General features: G+C 62.3%; 12 protein-coding genes and 2 pseudogenes. 5 read left to right on the top strand and 9 right to left on the bottom strand.

Translation table 11 applies throughout. The features are described 5' to 3' along the window. The first annotated feature begins 3 nt into the window (after positions 1–3). The 4 genes from LDO15_RS08795 (at position 4) to LDO15_RS08780 (ending at position 5,533) form a co-directional block, all read left to right on the top strand. On the top strand, positions 4–1,572 hold the full coding sequence (locus LDO15_RS08795; RefSeq protein ID WP_223986074.1) for a sugar ABC transporter ATP-binding protein: 1,569 nt from the start codon (positions 4–6) through the stop codon (positions 1,570–1,572). After that, the gene (locus LDO15_RS08790; protein WP_223986072.1) at positions 1,569–2,585 is read left to right on the top strand and encodes an ABC transporter permease; all 1,017 of its coding nucleotides are present in this window, start codon (positions 1,569–1,571) and stop codon (positions 2,583–2,585) included. The genes LDO15_RS08795 and LDO15_RS08790 overlap by 4 nt, the downstream gene beginning before the upstream one ends. A 230-nt stretch (positions 2,586–2,815) precedes the next feature. Beyond that, the gene (locus LDO15_RS08785) at positions 2,816–3,577 is read left to right on the top strand and encodes a glucose 1-dehydrogenase (protein ID WP_223986070.1); all 762 of its coding nucleotides are present in this window, start codon (positions 2,816–2,818) and stop codon (positions 3,575–3,577) included. A 249-nt stretch (positions 3,578–3,826) separates the two neighbouring features. Further along, complete coding sequence (locus LDO15_RS08780) at positions 3,827–5,533, top strand: CocE/NonD family hydrolase (RefSeq protein WP_223986066.1); 1,707 nt, start codon at positions 3,827–3,829, stop codon at positions 5,531–5,533. A gap of 234 nt (positions 5,534–5,767) precedes the next feature. Here LDO15_RS08780 and LDO15_RS08775 read toward each other — a convergent pair. The 4 genes and pseudogenes from LDO15_RS08775 to LDO15_RS08755 form a co-directional block, all read right to left on the bottom strand. Then, positions 5,768–5,896: pseudogene (locus tag LDO15_RS08775) on the bottom strand (IS3 family transposase); the annotation flags it as partial. 1,131 nt (positions 5,897–7,027) lie between these two features. Further along, a complete protein-coding gene (locus LDO15_RS08765) occupies positions 7,028–7,321 on the bottom strand; it encodes a Dabb family protein (protein ID WP_223986062.1) in 294 nt (97 codons plus the stop codon). Positions 7,322–7,331: 10 nt separating this feature from the next. After that, positions 7,332–7,858: pseudogene (locus LDO15_RS08760) on the bottom strand (SDR family oxidoreductase); the annotation flags it as partial. 255 nt (positions 7,859–8,113) lie between these two features. After that, on the bottom strand, positions 8,114–8,848 hold the full coding sequence (locus LDO15_RS08755; RefSeq protein WP_263428350.1) for an NAD(P)-binding domain-containing protein: 735 nt from the start codon (positions 8,846–8,848) through the stop codon (positions 8,114–8,116). Between the two features lie 140 nt (positions 8,849–8,988). Here LDO15_RS08755 and LDO15_RS08750 point away from each other — a divergent pair, with 140 nt between their 5' ends. After that, positions 8,989–9,357: a winged helix-turn-helix domain-containing protein gene (locus LDO15_RS08750; protein ID WP_223986060.1), complete on the top strand. Its 369-nt coding sequence runs from the start codon at positions 8,989–8,991 to the stop codon at positions 9,355–9,357. A 531-nt stretch (positions 9,358–9,888) separates the two neighbouring features. Here the strand turns inward: LDO15_RS08750 and LDO15_RS08740 are convergent. The 5 genes from LDO15_RS08740 to LDO15_RS08720 form a co-directional block, all read right to left on the bottom strand. Continuing rightward, positions 9,889–11,211: an NtaA/DmoA family FMN-dependent monooxygenase gene (locus LDO15_RS08740; RefSeq protein WP_223986058.1), complete on the bottom strand. Its 1,323-nt coding sequence runs from the start codon at positions 11,209–11,211 to the stop codon at positions 9,889–9,891. A gap of 52 nt (positions 11,212–11,263) precedes the next feature. Further along, entirely contained in the window at positions 11,264–11,551 is a 288-nt protein-coding gene (locus LDO15_RS08735; RefSeq protein ID WP_223986056.1) for a hypothetical protein, read from the bottom strand. Between the two features lie 297 nt (positions 11,552–11,848). After that, the gene (locus LDO15_RS08730; RefSeq protein WP_223986054.1) at positions 11,849–13,408 is read right to left on the bottom strand and encodes a DHA2 family efflux MFS transporter permease subunit; all 1,560 of its coding nucleotides are present in this window, start codon (positions 13,406–13,408) and stop codon (positions 11,849–11,851) included. 534 nt (positions 13,409–13,942) lie between these two features. After that, positions 13,943–15,283, bottom strand: a complete 1,341-nt coding sequence (locus LDO15_RS08725) for an NtaA/DmoA family FMN-dependent monooxygenase (RefSeq protein WP_223986049.1) — start codon at positions 15,281–15,283, stop codon at positions 13,943–13,945. Positions 15,284–15,387: 104 nt separating this feature from the next. Then, positions 15,388–15,609, bottom strand: a complete 222-nt coding sequence (locus LDO15_RS08720; RefSeq protein WP_223986046.1) for a flavin reductase — start codon at positions 15,607–15,609, stop codon at positions 15,388–15,390. Positions 15,610–15,660 lie beyond the last annotated feature (51 nt).

Below are 15,660 nucleotides of genomic sequence, written 5' to 3'. Positions count from 1 at the left end.
GCCATGGAGCCTTCGCAATCGGACCCGGCTATCGCCGTCGCGCTCAAAGCGGTGTCGAAGACCTACGGTGCCACTCGCGCATTGATCGATGTGGACGTCGAGATCCAAGAAGGAACAGTACATGCACTGATCGGCGAGAACGGAGCGGGCAAGTCCACGGCGTTGGGCGCGATCGCCGGCCGCGTCGACTTTGACGGGGGTGTCGTCGAAGTCTTCGGTGAACCGCTTGAACCGGGGAATCTACGCGCTGCGCGCCGGAGCGGCGTCTCGGCCATCTATCAGGAACTTACGATCGTCCCGCATCTGGATGCAGCAGCGAATGTATTTCTTGGGTCCGTCCTGGCCCGGTTTGGAGTTCTCTCCAGCCGCGAAATGCGTCGCCGCTACGTCCAACTGTGTGCCGAGCTGGACGTCCGGGTCATACCTGCCGGCGTGTCCGTGGGCTCCCTCTCGGTGGCAGAGCAGCAGTTGCTCGAAATCATGCGGTCCCTTGTGGTCGAGCCTCGCGTCATTCTCTTCGATGAGCCCAGCGCCTCGCTTGCCGTCGAGGAACGGGAGGCGCTCTATAAAGCGATCGAAGGGTTGCGCAAGCGTGGTGTCACCATCGTGATCGTGAGCCACAACTTCGACGAAATCGAACGGCTCGCGGATTGGTTAACGGTATTCCGGAACGGCCGGGCCATCACCACGAGCAGGCGCGGGGAGAAATCCCGGGCCGAACTCGTGCGCGCGATGCTCGGTGACCAGCGAGGTGATCAGACGCTTGGCCGGGTACTCATGGACAAGCCCGTGGAAATACACTCGAGACCGGTCGAGCCGGGCGTGGCCCCGATTCTTGAAGTGGTTGGGCTCACCGTCCCGGGAGCCATTGAAAATATCGACCTGGAAGTGAAGCCCGGGGAAATACTTGGCATTGCCGGTCTCGTAGGTTCGGGCCGCTCAACATTGCTGCGCGCAATCGCTGGCGCCGAACCCACCGCACGGGGAACCATCCGCCTGGCGGGCGCCGAGCCTGGCTGGCCACGAACTGTGCGCGCCGCACGCAAACTCGGAATCGGTTTGATCCCCGAGGATCGCAAGGGAGAAGGACTCGTCCTGCTCCGAAGCGCCGCGGACAACATCGCACTCTCCAATCTTGGCGCAGCGTCATCCGGCGGTGTGATCGGGCGAAGGAAACTCCGTGCGATGGTCGCTGAGGCTGCCTCACGGCTGAACTTTCCTGTAGCCCGACTCGGTGAACGCAGCGACAGGTTCTCCGGAGGCAACCAACAGAAGCTGCTGATGGCACGGTGGCTGTACGACCGACCCCGAGTGCTCCTCGCCGACGAGCCCACACGCGGCATAGACGTCGGAGCCAAGGGCGAGCTCCTGGAGACCCTACGCGTGATGGCGGCCGAGGGCGTTGCCGTGATCATGGTCTCGTCCGAGCTTGAAGAAGTGTTGGCGGTGTCCGATCGGGTGCTCGTTATTGCCAAGGGCCGCAGCATGGGGCTCCTCGAGCGGACCGGTGATCAGCAGATCGCCATGGAAGACGTACTGCAAGCAGCATTTGGATTGAAGGAGCACGCATGAGCGCCACCATCGACCGGGATACCACCCCGGAAAGCACTGTTACTCCCAAGGTGACGGCAAACAGGAGGCTCAACCTACGAGAGAGAGCAGCAAGCCTCGGGATGGTCTGGGTACTCATCATCCTCGTCATCACGGCGATCATCCTCAATCCCCGCTTCCTCAACCCGGGAAACCTGATCAACCTCCTGACCCAGAACGCTCCCGTCGGCATCATCGCCGTAGGGATGACGTTCATTATCATCGCGGGAGGCTTCGACCTTTCGGTGGCCGCCGTGCTGGCTATCGGCGGAGTGTCCTATGCGACCCTGTCCCACATGATGCCCGCGGGGCCGGCGATACTCATCACGCTGGTGATCGGATTCCTCCTCGGCCTGATCAACGCCCTCCTCATCACAAAAGCGAAAGTAAATGCGTTCATCGCAACTCTCGCGACCGCCTCATTGTTCAGCGGGCTGACCTTGCTGTACACGAACTCCAAACCGGTTTCCATGGCACCAGGCGGCTACGATTTCCTTTCCGACGCAGACTTCCTCGGAGCGCCGCTCTCCGTCTGGCTTCTTGCAGTCCTCGTCGCGGCAGGATGGTTCGCCCTTTCCAAGACCGTGTACGGCCGGGGAATCTACGCGATCGGCGGCAACAACGAAGCCGCACGGCTGGCCGGACTCCCCGTGACCTCACTTCGGGCAAGTACCTACGTGCTGACAGCTATGCTCGCCGCACTCGCGGGAATCGTTTTGGGGTCCGTCATCGGCGTCGGACAGCCAGGCGTGGCCGTTGGAGTCACGCTCAACTCGATCGCGATCGTTATCATCGGCGGAACTTCACTGCTCGGCGGAGAAGGCGCCATGTGGCGAACGCTCATTGGCATCCTTATCTTTGGAACCATCAACAATGTCTTCGACATCCTGGCATTTCCACAGGCAACACAAGAGGTGGCCCTCGGCGTGATCGTCCTCGCCGCCGTATCGCTGGACGCCTACACACGGTCACGAAAGCGGTCAGGAGAAGCCTGACCTGTCGCATAACTACGACAAGCACACAAACATTGCCGCGAGAAGCCGGAGTCACCGCCAGTTGCTCAAGGTACGCTACGGCGTCGTGGCCCGCACCTCCAACACCCGCGAGTCCTCATTCCGAGAACTGCCGCTTCCGCTCCCCCAGCACTGTCAGAAGGAGCCCGTGCAGAACAATCTCGACAACGGCAGCTGCTGAACGAATCAACTATCAGAGAAGGAAGATGAATATGTCACGATTGGCCGGCAAGGTTGCCATCATCACGGGCGCAGCCAGCGGTATGGGGCTCTCCGCCCTCAAGCTCTTCGTGGCCGAGGGGGCGCGGGTAGTGGCCACGGACATCTCGACGGAGGCACTGCGACAGGCGGTCGAGGAAGTCACCGGGCATGGCGGCGAGGCGATCGCCCGCACGCACGATGTTTCCTCTGCCGGGGACTGGAAGCGTGTGGTTGACGACGTCCTCACCGAGTGGGGCACGATCGACATCCTGATAAATAACGCCGGCATTGCTATGGCGAAGGGTGTCCTCGAAGCCGAGCTTGACGACTGGAACAAGGTGATGGCCATCAATGTCACCGGACCTTGGCTCGGAATGAAGAGTGTCATCCCCGCTATGCAGGCGGCTGGCCACGGCTCCATCGTGAACGTGTCATCGATCGCCGGAATTGTCGGCGGCCCCTCGGACGGCGGCAGTGCCGCGTACTCCGCTTCGAAGGGGGCGGTCCGCTCCCTGACAAAACACACTGCCCAATGGTTTGCAAAGGACAATATCCGGGTGAACTCAGTGCATCCCGGTCCAGTGGACACCGGCTTGACCCGAGGCTACGGGCTCACGAGGGAAACGCTGGCCAACCCCGGAACCGTCCCCTTGCCGCCCCATGCTGGGGAGGCCTCCGACATCGCGTACGGCATGCTCTACCTTGCGTCGGACGAGGCGAAGTTCATCACCGGAACGGAGCTCGTTATCGACGGCGGATTCATCTCTCGCTGAGACCCCCCCTCCTACCAAGACAGCGGGCCTTCATTGCCAGCGGAGACTGATCCGCCCAGTTGCGTCGGGTGCCACCGAATGACCCGCCAAGAACGGTCATGACCCGATCGCTCGCCGGACATTCGTAGACAAGCTGTCAAGTTGACCATCAGTCTTGTAGCTGTATCGCTTCCACCAGTTAATCCATAGGCCGTCCCACGACCCCAAACCAGGTCGTACTGAATGCGGTCGACTTCAGAGGACAAGCACATGCATGAAATCACCCTCCAACTAGACGTTCCCGCAACGATGCGCGACGGCACCATTCTGCGAGCCAACGTTTTCCGCCCTGAGGGAGAAGGTCCCTTCCCTGTTCTTCTTGCCCGCCACCCGTACGACAAGAATTTGATGGAGACCGGCCAGCTCGACATTAGGACGCTGGTGCGAGCCGGCTACATCGTGGTCACGCAGGACTCCAGGGGTCGCTTCACTTCCGACGGCGAGTGGCAACCCTTGCTACACGAACGCGAGGACGGCTACGACACCGTTGAATGGGCAGCTTCTCTACCGGGCAGCAACGGCAGGGTGGGCATGTTCGGCCCCAGCTATCTCGGCAGCACTCAGTGGAGCGCCGCGATTGCCCGTCCCCCACATCTGGCGACCATCGTCCCTGCCACAACTTTCGCCGACCCGGACAACGGCTTACTGTTCCGAGGAGGGGCGATCGAGTTCGGAAACAACCTTTTCTGGGGACTGTTTACCGCCCTGGGCCAGATCCCGAAGGCCGGGCTCGAGGCCGACGCAATGATGAGGCAGTTGGGGACGACGTTCAGCGAACTTGATGCGCTCGCGAGCCGCACGTATTGGCAGTTGCCGGCAGGTGCCCCTGCGGCGCTGGCGGCGACAGGTCAGCCGGACCTCGGGGTCACCCTAGCCCTGGCGGAGCCCGCAACCATGGAGGACATACGCGTCTCGAGCAAGTACGACGATATCGACGTTCCCACCTTGGGGTTCGCGGGCTGGTACGACCTCTTTCTGCAAGGAGACATCGACAACTACGTCGGCCTGCGGGCACGCGGCCGTATCGCTCGCCTAGTGATCGGGCCCTGGCACCATGGCAGCCTCTCATCACCTTGGAATGGAGGCCAGGTAGGCGAAATCAACTTCGGCCTGTCCGCCCAGACCCCGGGCGGGCAGACGGTCACTGATATCGAGCGTGAGTGGTATGACCACTGGCTCAAGGACATGCCCGCCACCCACGCACACGAACCCGGTGTCCTGATCTTCGTGATGGGTACAAACCAGTGGAGGTCCGAAGAGGACTGGCCGCTCGCACGGGCCAAGGACACGGCGCTGTATCTCAACGAGGACAGGACTCTGACATGGTCAGTGCCCGAGCTTGACGTGGCCGGGTCGGGCTTCACCTACGACCCGGCTGACCCCGTCATCACACGGGGGGGAAGCATCCAAATGGCCTCCGACTTCCCCGCAGGCCCGTTCGACCAGCGCATCGTGGAGGCCCGTGACGACGTTCTGGTTTTCACCACCGACCCACTCGAGGCCGACCTCGAGATCACCGGACGCATACGCGCAACCATCTTCGCCTCCACGGACGGACCCTCCACCGACTGGGTAGTGCGGGTGTGCGAGGTCGACGCGGCTGGCGTATCGCGCAATATCACCGACGGGATAACACGTGTGCATACCGAATCGGAGCGTGTCGACGAGGTCGATGTCGACCTGTGGTCGACCTCCATCGTTATAAGGGCGGGCCACCGCCTGCGCGTGCAGGTGACTTCCAGCAACTTCCCCCGCTGGGACCGCAACCTCAACACGGGCGAACCCGTGACGGAGGGCACTACCATCCGCGTCGCACAGCAGCGGCTCTACCACGATCGCAAACGTCCCTCGCGAATCATTCTCCCGATCGTCCCTAGCGGACCCGAGAACGGAATGGCCAATCGCGAGGGTCTGTAAAGTTTTCGGCTCTTGCACACTTTCGGTGGTGTGGTTGGCCTCGTTGGGCTCCAAGAGAGCGGCGAACGCCTGGACCAGGCCGAGAACTGCGGCGATCTCCGGGCAGGAGGTGGCGAGCTGGTCGAGGCGCTCTTGCTGTCCGACGGTGAGCCTGTCCGGCCTGCTCAGAAGGAGGCCGGGCGGCACGACGGGGTGAGAGGTGCGGGCGCTCGTCCTCGGCGCGGCCCTGGACGCGCGGGCGTACAGGTCGATGACGGTGGCTAGGTACCAGGGCTTGGAGCCCTTGATCAGCAGGTAGGTGATGTCCCCGACGCAGCGCTGGTTCGGGGCCGAGGCGGTGAAGTCCCGGTCCAGGAGGTCCGGGATCCTTGCCGTGGCCGGGTCGGGGACGGTGGTACGGTGCTGGCGCAGCCGGATCCCCGGGGGGCGAACACGGGGCGAAAAAGACTCTCACGCCGGAGCGGGCCGCCGAACTGGTTCGGCGGCCCGTCGCTTCGGTGTACCGAAAGCCCTCCTTGCCCGTGATACGGGATCAGCAGAGAGACCGTCTCCTAGTACACCGGCAAGCAAAGCTGGAATGAGCGTTTCCGTGCCGGGGTCGTCGCTATCCCATATCCGGATGTCGCCGTGGCTTGACGGAATCTACATGCGGGGGGAAGGGGGAGGTCCACCGAGAGGGCAGCTAGGACCACGATATCGACGAGTTGCCCCAGCCCAGATGCTAGCTGGCACGGTGTTCCTTCCGGAAACGGCTGAACAGCCTGAGCGCCGGTTCTCAGTGGTCGTAGACAGGGCGGGTTCTCCCTGGAGTTCGCGGACGACGACGTCCGGGGGCATGCCAGAGGTTGCACCGAGGGACTGCGTCGAAAGGGACGACTGGCAGACCGCCCAGTTCGCGGCATGAGGAGGGATTCGCCCTTCGCCAGGGCGTTACCGAGGGCTCCCACGAAAGTGTCGCCGGCGCCAGTGGGTGTCCACCACATTCACCGAGGGCGCCGGGATCTGGGTCGTCTCTCCGCTGAGCCAGATCAGGGCGCCTCGACCTCCGAGAGTTACGACGAGGAAAGTCGGCGCCTTTCGTCCGGCCACGGCCTCCCCAAGCAGAGCCGGGTCCTGTGGGACGCGCTGGCCGAAGATGACATCGAACTCGCCTTCGTTAACGACCATCACATCGGACGAGCACCAGGAGTTCCGTGTCGAGCGCCCGGGCCGGCCCGGGGTTGAGCATGAAGATCCCCCTCGACCGCTGCGCAGCTCTGCGAACTACTTCCAGCGGCACTTCGAGCGAGCACTACGGCTGCTTCTGCGACCGCTTCGGCTGCTTCCGTGACGCTGTCGGGACTGAGGGTCGCGCTGGCCTCGCTGACGACGATCGAGTTTTCGGCGGTTGCGGGCGAAGTTCTGTCACAGTTCTGCTGGGATCCAAAACCCACCTCGTCTGCCATCGCGTCGAGCGGGGGCTCCCGAACCGCTAGTTCGGGGGCCCCCGCGTTGTTAGATCTCGAGGTCGAGGATGGCGATGTCGGTGTTTCTGCGGAACTCGAGGATGAACATGGCCACCTCCATGTGGGTGGGGTCGGCCGAGAACACTTCCAGGGCGGCGCGGTCATCGAGCTCGGCGACGAGGCCGAAGTCGAAGTTGCCTTCGATACCTATGTCGATGCCTGCCTTTAGAGAGCGCAGGCCGGGGATGACACCGACGAGTGCTTCAAGTCGATCGATGGCCTCCTGCACGCGCTCGGCCGGTGTGCCTTCGATGACGCGGAATAAAACGATGTGTCGGATCATGATGTCTCCTTTAATGGGCGGTGTAGCCGCCGTCGATGATGATGTCGGTGTCGGTGCCGGTCACGAACCACAGCTCGGCGAGGAAGAGCATGCCGTAGGCGATGTCGATCGGACCGGCGGCGAAGCCCATCAGGATCTTCGCACGCACCGCGTCGGTGGTTTGCTTCGAGAAGGCCTCCATTATGGGGGTGCGGATGAGGCCCGAGTAGACCGTATTCACGCGAACGTCAGCCTGGCAACGTCCAGCGCTATCTCCTTTGTGACCGCGCGCAGAGCATCCTTGATAGACGAATACGCCGCTGAGCCACCGCTTGCACCGCCCACTCGACTGGCTGCAGGCGAGGTGTCAAAGATCGAACCTGTGCCGTTCTTCTTCATCTCGGCATCGCAGCTTCCGAGCAGCATGCCGAGGATGTTGACGCTGAGGGTGCGGATCGTCTCGTCGGCGTCGAGATCCCACACATCCTCACGTGCCTGCCCGGGGAGCGCGGCGTTGTTGATCAGGGTGTCCGCCTTACCGAACACCTCAACGGCCTTTGAAACGACGTCGGCTCAGTCGCTCTCTGTGGCGATGTTGTGCTTGAGCCCGATGACTACCTCGGATCCAATCGCTTCATTGATCTCCGCGACCGTCTCCTCAACAGCGCGTCGTTGACGTCTGTGGCGACGACCTTCGCGCCCTCATGGGGCGAGACCTTAGCCTCAACCTTGCCTTGTCCGCCTGCTGCTCATGTGCAGATTACGGACTGGCTGTCTAGACGTCCCATGATGTTTGCCCTGTTTTGGCAGATGCTAGTTGTGTGCTGCGCGGTTGATCGCGACAGTTTCGTCGAGCGAGGGCATCTTCTCGAAAGAGCCGAAGTACTCGATGAGACGGTCACGCGTGATCGTCGCCTTGTCTTTCTCGGCCGAGGTCAGAGCCTTAGCGAGGTCCTCAAGGCCGAGCTCGGTGCAGTAGGCCGGGGTGCCCGGCTGCTGGCGCCACGAGTCCGCGATCACGCCGGCGTCGAAGGGGTCGAAGCCGGTGTCGTCGACGAGCTGCATGACCGTAGCGCGAGCCTCGGCGGAGTCCGCAGCGACAGGGATTGCAATTCGGCCAGGAGATCCCGCGGGGAGCCCCTTGGTCTGCTGGGTACCGGCGAGTGCTGCATTCCACGCCTTCACAACGGGACGACCGAGCTGTTCCTGGCTCCATTCGCTTTCGACCTGTCCGTTGTCTACTGCCTCAACGGGGCCCATCATGTAGGGGTAGTAGTTCGACGTGTCGACCACGATCGTGTCCTTGGACACGCCGGCCAGGAGATCGGCGAGATCCGGCTGTACCGAGAACGGGATCGCCAGCACGATCGCGTCGCGGTCCGTGACCGCGGCGTCCACCTCGGCGGCACGCGCGCCGGCGGCGAGGACGTCTTCAGCGACGACTTCCGGTCCGCGGGCGTCAGCGACGAGAACGTCGTGTCCTGCTTCGCTGAGACGACGTGCGAGGTTGCCGCCGATAGCTCCAGCGCCGATAACAGTGATCTTCATGGGTGTTTCCTTTTGTTGTTTGGTCCCACACGACAGGTGCGGACTGGATGTACACTTATTCGTGTACAAGAAGCGTAACCCATGTACGCGCAAATGTGTACATCGGGCTTTGTAAAAGTCAGACAGATAGGAACGCCATCATGGCCAGTCGCTTGGCGAATCCCCTTACGATCCCGGCCGAGGAGGATTTCAACCTGTTCGCCGTCATGTTCGCGCTGAACGATCCCACCCGGCGCGCGATCGTCGAGTTCATCGCCGCGGAGCCCGGCACCGGGTGCAGCGGCTCCGACTTCGGCGTGTCGAAATCGGCCCTGACGCGGCACTGGCGCGTCCTCCGCGAGTCCGGAATCATCAAACAGGAAGCACAGGGCAACCGGCACAGGAACTGGATTCGCCGCGAAGAACTCGACCGCCGCTTCCCCGGCCTGATGGAACTCGTCCTGGCCGCGAACGCCGAGGCATCCCCCAACCCGTCGGAACCGGCGACAAATACCGGCCAACAGGTCTGACAACGCCAGAGCCCGAAGTGGGTGGCGGCAAACGTCTCACTGCCCCTCTCGCCGACAGCCCGTCGAGTGGTGCAGCGCGGCAGCTGGAGGTGACTTTTGAGCTGTCTATAACTGGCAGTGACGGCCTGTCCCGGGGCGGGCTTTGTGTCCCTCATAGGCGCATTTTTTGACGGGATCATCTTTGTCCATGAGGAAGCGCATGTGCGGGCCAGCGTGGTTTTGCCACCAGGTGCTTACGTAGAGGGCCCGCTTCAGCCGTAGGTGTTCCCTGCCCTGCAGATGGCTTCCATTTGGATAAGGGCTCCGGCCACCTCATCCACGTCGGAGCACCAGGACCAATAGCCGTCGTCATTTCCTTCGTGACCGGTTCCAGTAGTTGAACGGTGCGGGGGTTTCAGGCCCCTTCGAGCCACCAGCTTCACCGCGTGTCCGGCCGCTGACAGCTTTCGTGCGAGCGTAGCGCCGATATATTTCCCGCGCCGATAATGCTTTCTTCATGTCGATTTCCTTCCGGGTGATGTTTGATTGAAGTCACCGCGTGACGCGCGGATCGACTCCGTATTGGGCCGGAGCGCCCAGATGAGCGCGGAGGGTAGCACCGTCATATTCCCGATGGAACAGCCCGCGATCCTGGAGGATCGGCACCACGCCATCAACGAAGGCGTCAAGTCCGTCCTCGTATATGTCCGGCGACACCCAGAAGCCGTCAACAGCATCTGCCTCGAACCACTCCTGCATGTGGTCAGCGGCGTCGGCGGCCGGTCCGACAATGACGGGGTGGTAATCGATCACACCGTGCGCGAGCACGTCGCGGACCGTCCAGCCTTCACGCGCGATCTTAAGTGCGTGGACCGAGCGCGGGTCGGCCGGTGATGGCCGCGCCTTGGACAACTGCTCCGGCGATAGCGGCTCGTCGAGCCGTGCAGGATCGAGGCGCAGGCCGAGCATCTGTCCGAGATAGGAGGCGCGCTGAGGAAATGTTCGTCCGCTCAACGTGATTCGGCGATCGAGACCTTCCCGCCTATCGCTCGCGATCGTCGTCATCAGGCCGGCAAAGAATTTGATCTCGTCCGGGTTCCGCCCGGCGCGTTCGGCCGCTTCACGAAACGCGACGCGCTGCGCACGCGCATCGTCGATCGTGAAAGCCGCGCCGATGACGCCACTGGCGTAGCGGCCGGCGAGATCAAGGGCGTTCGGGCTGCCTCCAGAGTGGAAGATGACGGGTTGCCCCTGCTCGGAGGGAGGAATGTACAGCGGCCCGCGGGAGGCGACGAATTTACCGCCCATATTGATGGGAGCGACCTGCACGGCGTTCGCGTAGCGGCCCGTCGCCTTATCGTGCACCCATGCAGTCTTTCCCCAGCTGCCCCAAAGGGACTGAACCAGCTGGACCGTCTCATGTGCCCTCCCGTAGCGTTCGGGGCTGGACGGCAGTCGTTTGCCATAATTCGCCGCGACGTCCTCGCCGCTCGATGTGACGGCGTTCCAACCGGTCCGTCCATGACTCAGGACATCCAGCGCCTTGAACTGTCGTGCGAGGTTGAACGGCTCGTTGAAGGTGGTCGAGCCGGTGGCGACGAGGCCAATCCGACTCGTTTCCCGGGCAACAGCTGCCAAGGTAACCATGACGTCGAGATTGAAGTTAGGCGGCTCATTCTCAATGTCGCCGACGTGACTGGGGCCGTCCGGCAGGAACAGGAACTGGAGCTTTCCGCGCTCGGCCGCTTGGGAATGCCGAACCTTCGCGTCGAAACTCGTATAACTCGTGGGGTCGACCGCCGGGGCGCGCCAGGCACCAGGCAGGTTGCCGTACCCGTTGCCCAGATGCATGCCGATAATCATTTGTCTGTTCATAATGTCCTCTTTCTGTGCGCAGATCCGAGCTGTTCGTGCTGTCGACCGCGCGCTATACGGAGATTGCCTCCGTTTCGAATCCGATGTTCAAAGTCAAAAAAAGTTGAGGGCGGTGTGCGCGATGCCTCGCAGCCTTCGCGGTTTCTTGCAAGCTTTGTTGGTCCCGGTGAGGACGACGCTCTGAGACGGGATGTTCGAGGGCGAGCCCTTCGGTATGGAACTGCTTCACGCACACCGGGATGTCGCGGGTGTTGACGATTTTGACGTCGTAGCAGGACTTACTCAGCGGTCTTGCCAGCGTTGTACAAATCGTTCCCGCGCCGAGGAAGCCCGCCTTCATACGTCCTCCTTTCAAACGGAGTCGATGCCTTGGCTCAGTCTCAAAATTGCCACTAGTCTCGGGAAAGAGACCGGATCTCGGTGAAAATCCATTTCCTCCTTCATAGCCATGACGCGATCAACCGCTACTTCGAAGCCATTGACCGAGCCGCCCCATCACAGCACCAGGACGCGCAGGCTACCTAGAGAATTTGATTCAACTCGCTGGCTGATGCATGAGACCACCCCTTGACCTCTCCAGGCGGCGCCCGTTACGGCCGGTCTCCTTTGTTCAGGACCACGAAGAGGTGCACACGGATCAGCGCAGCGTGGTCGCCACCGAAGCTACGCCGTCCATGTTTCCTGCTGCGTCAGTAGCGGGCTCGGAATCTTTGAAGGTCGTCCGCGGCTTGCTGACAAATAGCGTGCCGAGGACAGCGCCGAAGGCCAGAACGCCGGCGACAGTGAAAGCGGCCCGCCCCGCGGAGACGGTTTCAACCAGCTCCAGAGCGCCGGCATGGGATGCGTTTGCTCCAATCGTAAAGGCGGAGATGAGCACTGCTCCGCCGGCGGCGCCGGCGAGCTGCTGGACGGTTGCGAATGCTGCAGTCCCGTGGGGGTAGAGGTCCGTTCGCAGCGAGCTTAGGGCAGCTGTGGTCATGGGAGCCCACATCAGTGCTTGGGTGCCGGTGAGGACGAGATAGACGAGTAGGACTGTCCACAGACTGGTGTTCTCATTGATGGTTGTGAGAAACCATATGGACGCCGCCCACAGAATCGAGCCGGGGATGGCTAGTGGCCTGGGCCCAACGCGGTCGTAGACTTTTCCGCCCAGTGCGGACACGAGAGCGATCATGGCTCCACCAGGAAAGAGGAACAGGCCCAGTTGAAGGGTGCTCAGTCCGAGGACGGCAGTCAGCACGAGAGGCAGCACGAGCACCACGCCGAAGGCGTTCATGGCGACGAACACCATCACCAGCGTTGGGAGGACATAGAACCTGGACTGAAAGATCCGCATGTCTAGGAACGCGTCGCGGTACTTCTGCAGTCGAACCTGGCGGTAAACGAACGCGCCAACACCGGCCAGTCCGACCAGGATTGGAATATACGCCGGCATCGGCGCATGACCGGAGACCGATTCGCCAATGGAGGCCAGCCCGAAGACCAAACCACCGAACCCGACGATGGAGAGCAGCAACGACGGCACATCAAGAGTCACCTGCTCCGGCACAGTGAGATTCTTCAGTTTCGCCGCTCCCAGGGCCACTGTCACCACGGCGATCGGGAGCATGAGAATGAATAGCCAGCGCCAGCTCAGCTGGGACAGCACAAAACCAGCCACGGCTGGGCCGACTGCTGGCGCAACCGCAGGAACCGCCGTCACCAGGGCCATCATTCGGCCGCGACGTACTGCGGGAACAAGGCGCATAGTTGTCGTGATCAGCAGGGGCACGAAAACGGCAGTGCCCACCGCCTGCACGATCCTGCCGGCGAACAGGACACCGAAGCCGGGAGCCAGCGAGGCGATCAGAGTGCCGATTGTGAACAGTGACATCGAGCCCAGAAAGATCGTGCGAAGGTGGAATCGCCGCATCACGAACCCTGTAGCGGGGATGAGCACGGCCAGGGTTAACAGGTAGCCCGTTGTCAGCCATTGACCCGTTGTGGGAGTTATGGACAGATCGACGATCAGGGTGGGCAGCGCCACACCCAGCATCATCTCGTTCAGTAGGACGACGAACGCCGAAACCATCAGCAGCCCGATGATCAGTCCGCTGCCTGGAGCCATGCGGTCACTAGAACGAGCTGGTGTGGAGTTATTCCCCACCTCCACTGGAGGTGAGTCGATGGCGGGCGCGTCCGGGTTAGGCGCTGGCATGAAGATCTCCTATGAGTGAAATGTTGCGGACAGCCGGGATCAGCTGAACGATTGCGCTTGCCCGTTCGGAGCCGACCGGGAGGCGGAAGCGTCGGGCTGACTTTGCGCTGCATGTGCTCAGGCGCACGGGACGAATTCCTGCGGCGCCAGGGCCTGAAGGCCTTGGAGCCTCGACAATTAGCAGGTGGGGTTGGGCAAAGAAAATCTGCAGGGATGGCGAACTCACCTACCCATCGTGCAACCTTCTCACCAATGAGAAGGTCAAACGAAGCGTCCATTTATGAAGACTGATTTCGACCGGCAAGTGCGTCGAGTCTCCGGTTGGGTTCCGATTTGACCTTGACCCCGCTGGAAGGTCTCGACGCAACACTGGCATTCAAACCCAGCGAGGCTGGGCACGAGGCCAAGGTCGCCAATTCGCGTGGCCCGGAGACCGTTACTCCGCTCATGGCAGGAGCCACAGCAGTAACAGGGAGTCGAGATCGCGGATCTTCAGCGTCTTCCTTCGTTCTGCGTTCACTGTCCGGTGTTCGTTTACTGTCGTAACCGTCCGCTTCCCAGACGAGGGTCGAGTCCGTACTGCTGGTGAGCTCCAAGATTGTCGCGCAGAGTGGGGCCTTCGTAGTCCAGATGGTAGAGGCCTCGCTCCTGAAGCAGAGGAACGACCTCGTCGACGAAGGTGTCGATCGCGTCTTCGTAGACGTCGAAGAGGAGCCAGAAGCCGTCGACGGCGTCGGCTTCGAACCACTCCTGCATGTGGTCAGCGGTAACTGATGCGGGACCAACTGATGTCGGGTGGTAGTCGATGACGCCGTGAGCCAGCACGTCCCGGATTGTCCACCCCTCCCGGGCGATCTCCAGCGCTCGCGGAGAGCGGGGATCGAACGGACTGGCGTGAGCTGCCGCCAGTTGGGCGGGGTTCAGCGGCTGGTCCAGCTGATCGACCTTCAGGTCCAGGCCCAGCATGGAACCCAGGTAAGAGACGCGGGCGGGGAAGGTCTGCTCGCCCAGCGCCACCCTGCGGTCCAAGGCTGCCCGCTTGGTGGCGCCGATCGCAGGCATGACCCCAGCGAAGAACTTCACCTCATCGGGGTCCCGGCCGGCCCGACGAGCGGAGTCGCGGATTGCTTCGCGCTGGGCGCGAGCGTCCTCGATAGTGAACACGGCTCCGATGACCCCGCTGGCGTAACGCCCAGCAAGCTCCAGCCCATTCTGCCCGCCGCCAGCGGAGAAAATAACGGGCTGGCCCTGCTCCGAAGGCGGGATGGGCAGAGGGCCGCGTGAGGCGACATACTTTCCTTGCAGATCGACCGGCTGGATCTTGGCCGGATCGGCGAATCGACCGTTCTCAGTGTCTTTGAGCCAGGCGTCTTCCTCCCAGCTGCCCCAGAGTGCCTGCACAATCTGAATGGTCTCGTGAGCGCGCTGGTAACGCTCTGGGCGCGGAGCGATCTGGCGGCCGAAGTTGGCCGCCGATCCAGGGTCGCTGGTGGTCACCGCGTTCCACCCCATTCGGCCGTGACTCATGACGTCCAACGCTTTGAACTGGCGGGCGATGTTGAACGGCTCGTTGAAGGTCGTGGACGCAGTGGCCACTAAACCGATGTGACTCGTACCACGGGCGACGGCTGCCGCGGTCATCAGGGGATCGAGGGTCTGTTGCGGAGCCTCGTGATCCAAGTCCCCGGACTGGGCCAGGAAGTCAGGCAGAAACAGGAACGCGAACTTGCCCCGTTCAGCGGCCTGGGCGTACCGCACCTGCGCGTCGAAGTTGGCGTAATTGGAGGCGTCAACACCCGGCGCCCGCCATGCCGCGCCCTGCATTCCGTACCCGTTGCCCAGTTGCATGGCCAATGTCATCTGTCGTTCGGTCACAATGACTCCTTCTTTGAGTGTGGGGTGGAAAACGCCGCAGTTAGCCAGAGACGCGATTCCTGCAGCAGGGTGGGCGCCACGGTGACGGGCTTTCCTGATGGGTGCTAGTTGTGTGCCGAAGGCGGTAGTTGCGTTCGGTACTGCCCGTGGAAGTAGAGAAGCGGAGCGGGAGCGGGGTTCTCGCTCGCTCCGAGTTCGAGGACTCGTCCGAGGATGATGAGGTGGTTGCCGGCATCGTGCTCGGCCCAGATGCTGCAGTCAAGCCAGGCGAAGACCACGTCAAGGACGGGGTTCCCCACCCTCGACGGAGTCCACTGGACGTTCACCCCTTTGTCCCGTCGAACGGGTTCAAAAGCCCCACAGATTCTGTGGGTTGG

This window comes from Arthrobacter sp. NicSoilB8 (assembly GCF_019977355.1).
In the GTDB taxonomy this organism is placed as follows: Bacteria; Actinomycetota; Actinomycetes; order Actinomycetales; family Micrococcaceae; genus Arthrobacter.
Note: the sequence above shows the minus strand (reverse complement) of the source record. Positions and strands in the feature narration are given on the sequence as shown.

Bases quoted from the DNA above. Each gene is read 5' to 3' on its own strand.
- LDO15_RS08795 (WP_223986074.1), top strand. From the start codon at position 4: ATGGAGCCTTCGCAATCGGACCCGGCTATCGCCGTCGCGCTCAAAGCG.
- LDO15_RS08790 (WP_223986072.1), top strand. From the start codon at position 1,569: ATGAGCGCCACCATCGACCGGGATACCACCCCGGAAAGCACTGTTACT.
- LDO15_RS08785 (WP_223986070.1), top strand. From the start codon at position 2,816: ATGTCACGATTGGCCGGCAAGGTTGCCATCATCACGGGCGCAGCCAGC.
- LDO15_RS08780 (WP_223986066.1), top strand. From the start codon at position 3,827: ATGCATGAAATCACCCTCCAACTAGACGTTCCCGCAACGATGCGCGAC.
- LDO15_RS08765 (WP_223986062.1), bottom strand. From the start codon at position 7,321: ATGATCCGACACATCGTTTTATTCCGCGTCATCGAAGGCACACCGGCC.
- LDO15_RS08755 (WP_263428350.1), bottom strand. From the start codon at position 8,848: ATGAAGATCACTGTTATCGGCGCTGGAGCTATCGGCGGCAACCTCGCA.
- LDO15_RS08750 (WP_223986060.1), top strand. From the start codon at position 8,989: ATGGCCAGTCGCTTGGCGAATCCCCTTACGATCCCGGCCGAGGAGGAT.
- LDO15_RS08740 (WP_223986058.1), bottom strand. From the start codon at position 11,211: ATGAACAGACAAATGATTATCGGCATGCATCTGGGCAACGGGTACGGC.
- LDO15_RS08735 (WP_223986056.1), bottom strand. From the start codon at position 11,551: ATGAAGGCGGGCTTCCTCGGCGCGGGAACGATTTGTACAACGCTGGCA.
- LDO15_RS08730 (WP_223986054.1), bottom strand. From the start codon at position 13,408: ATGCCAGCGCCTAACCCGGACGCGCCCGCCATCGACTCACCTCCAGTG.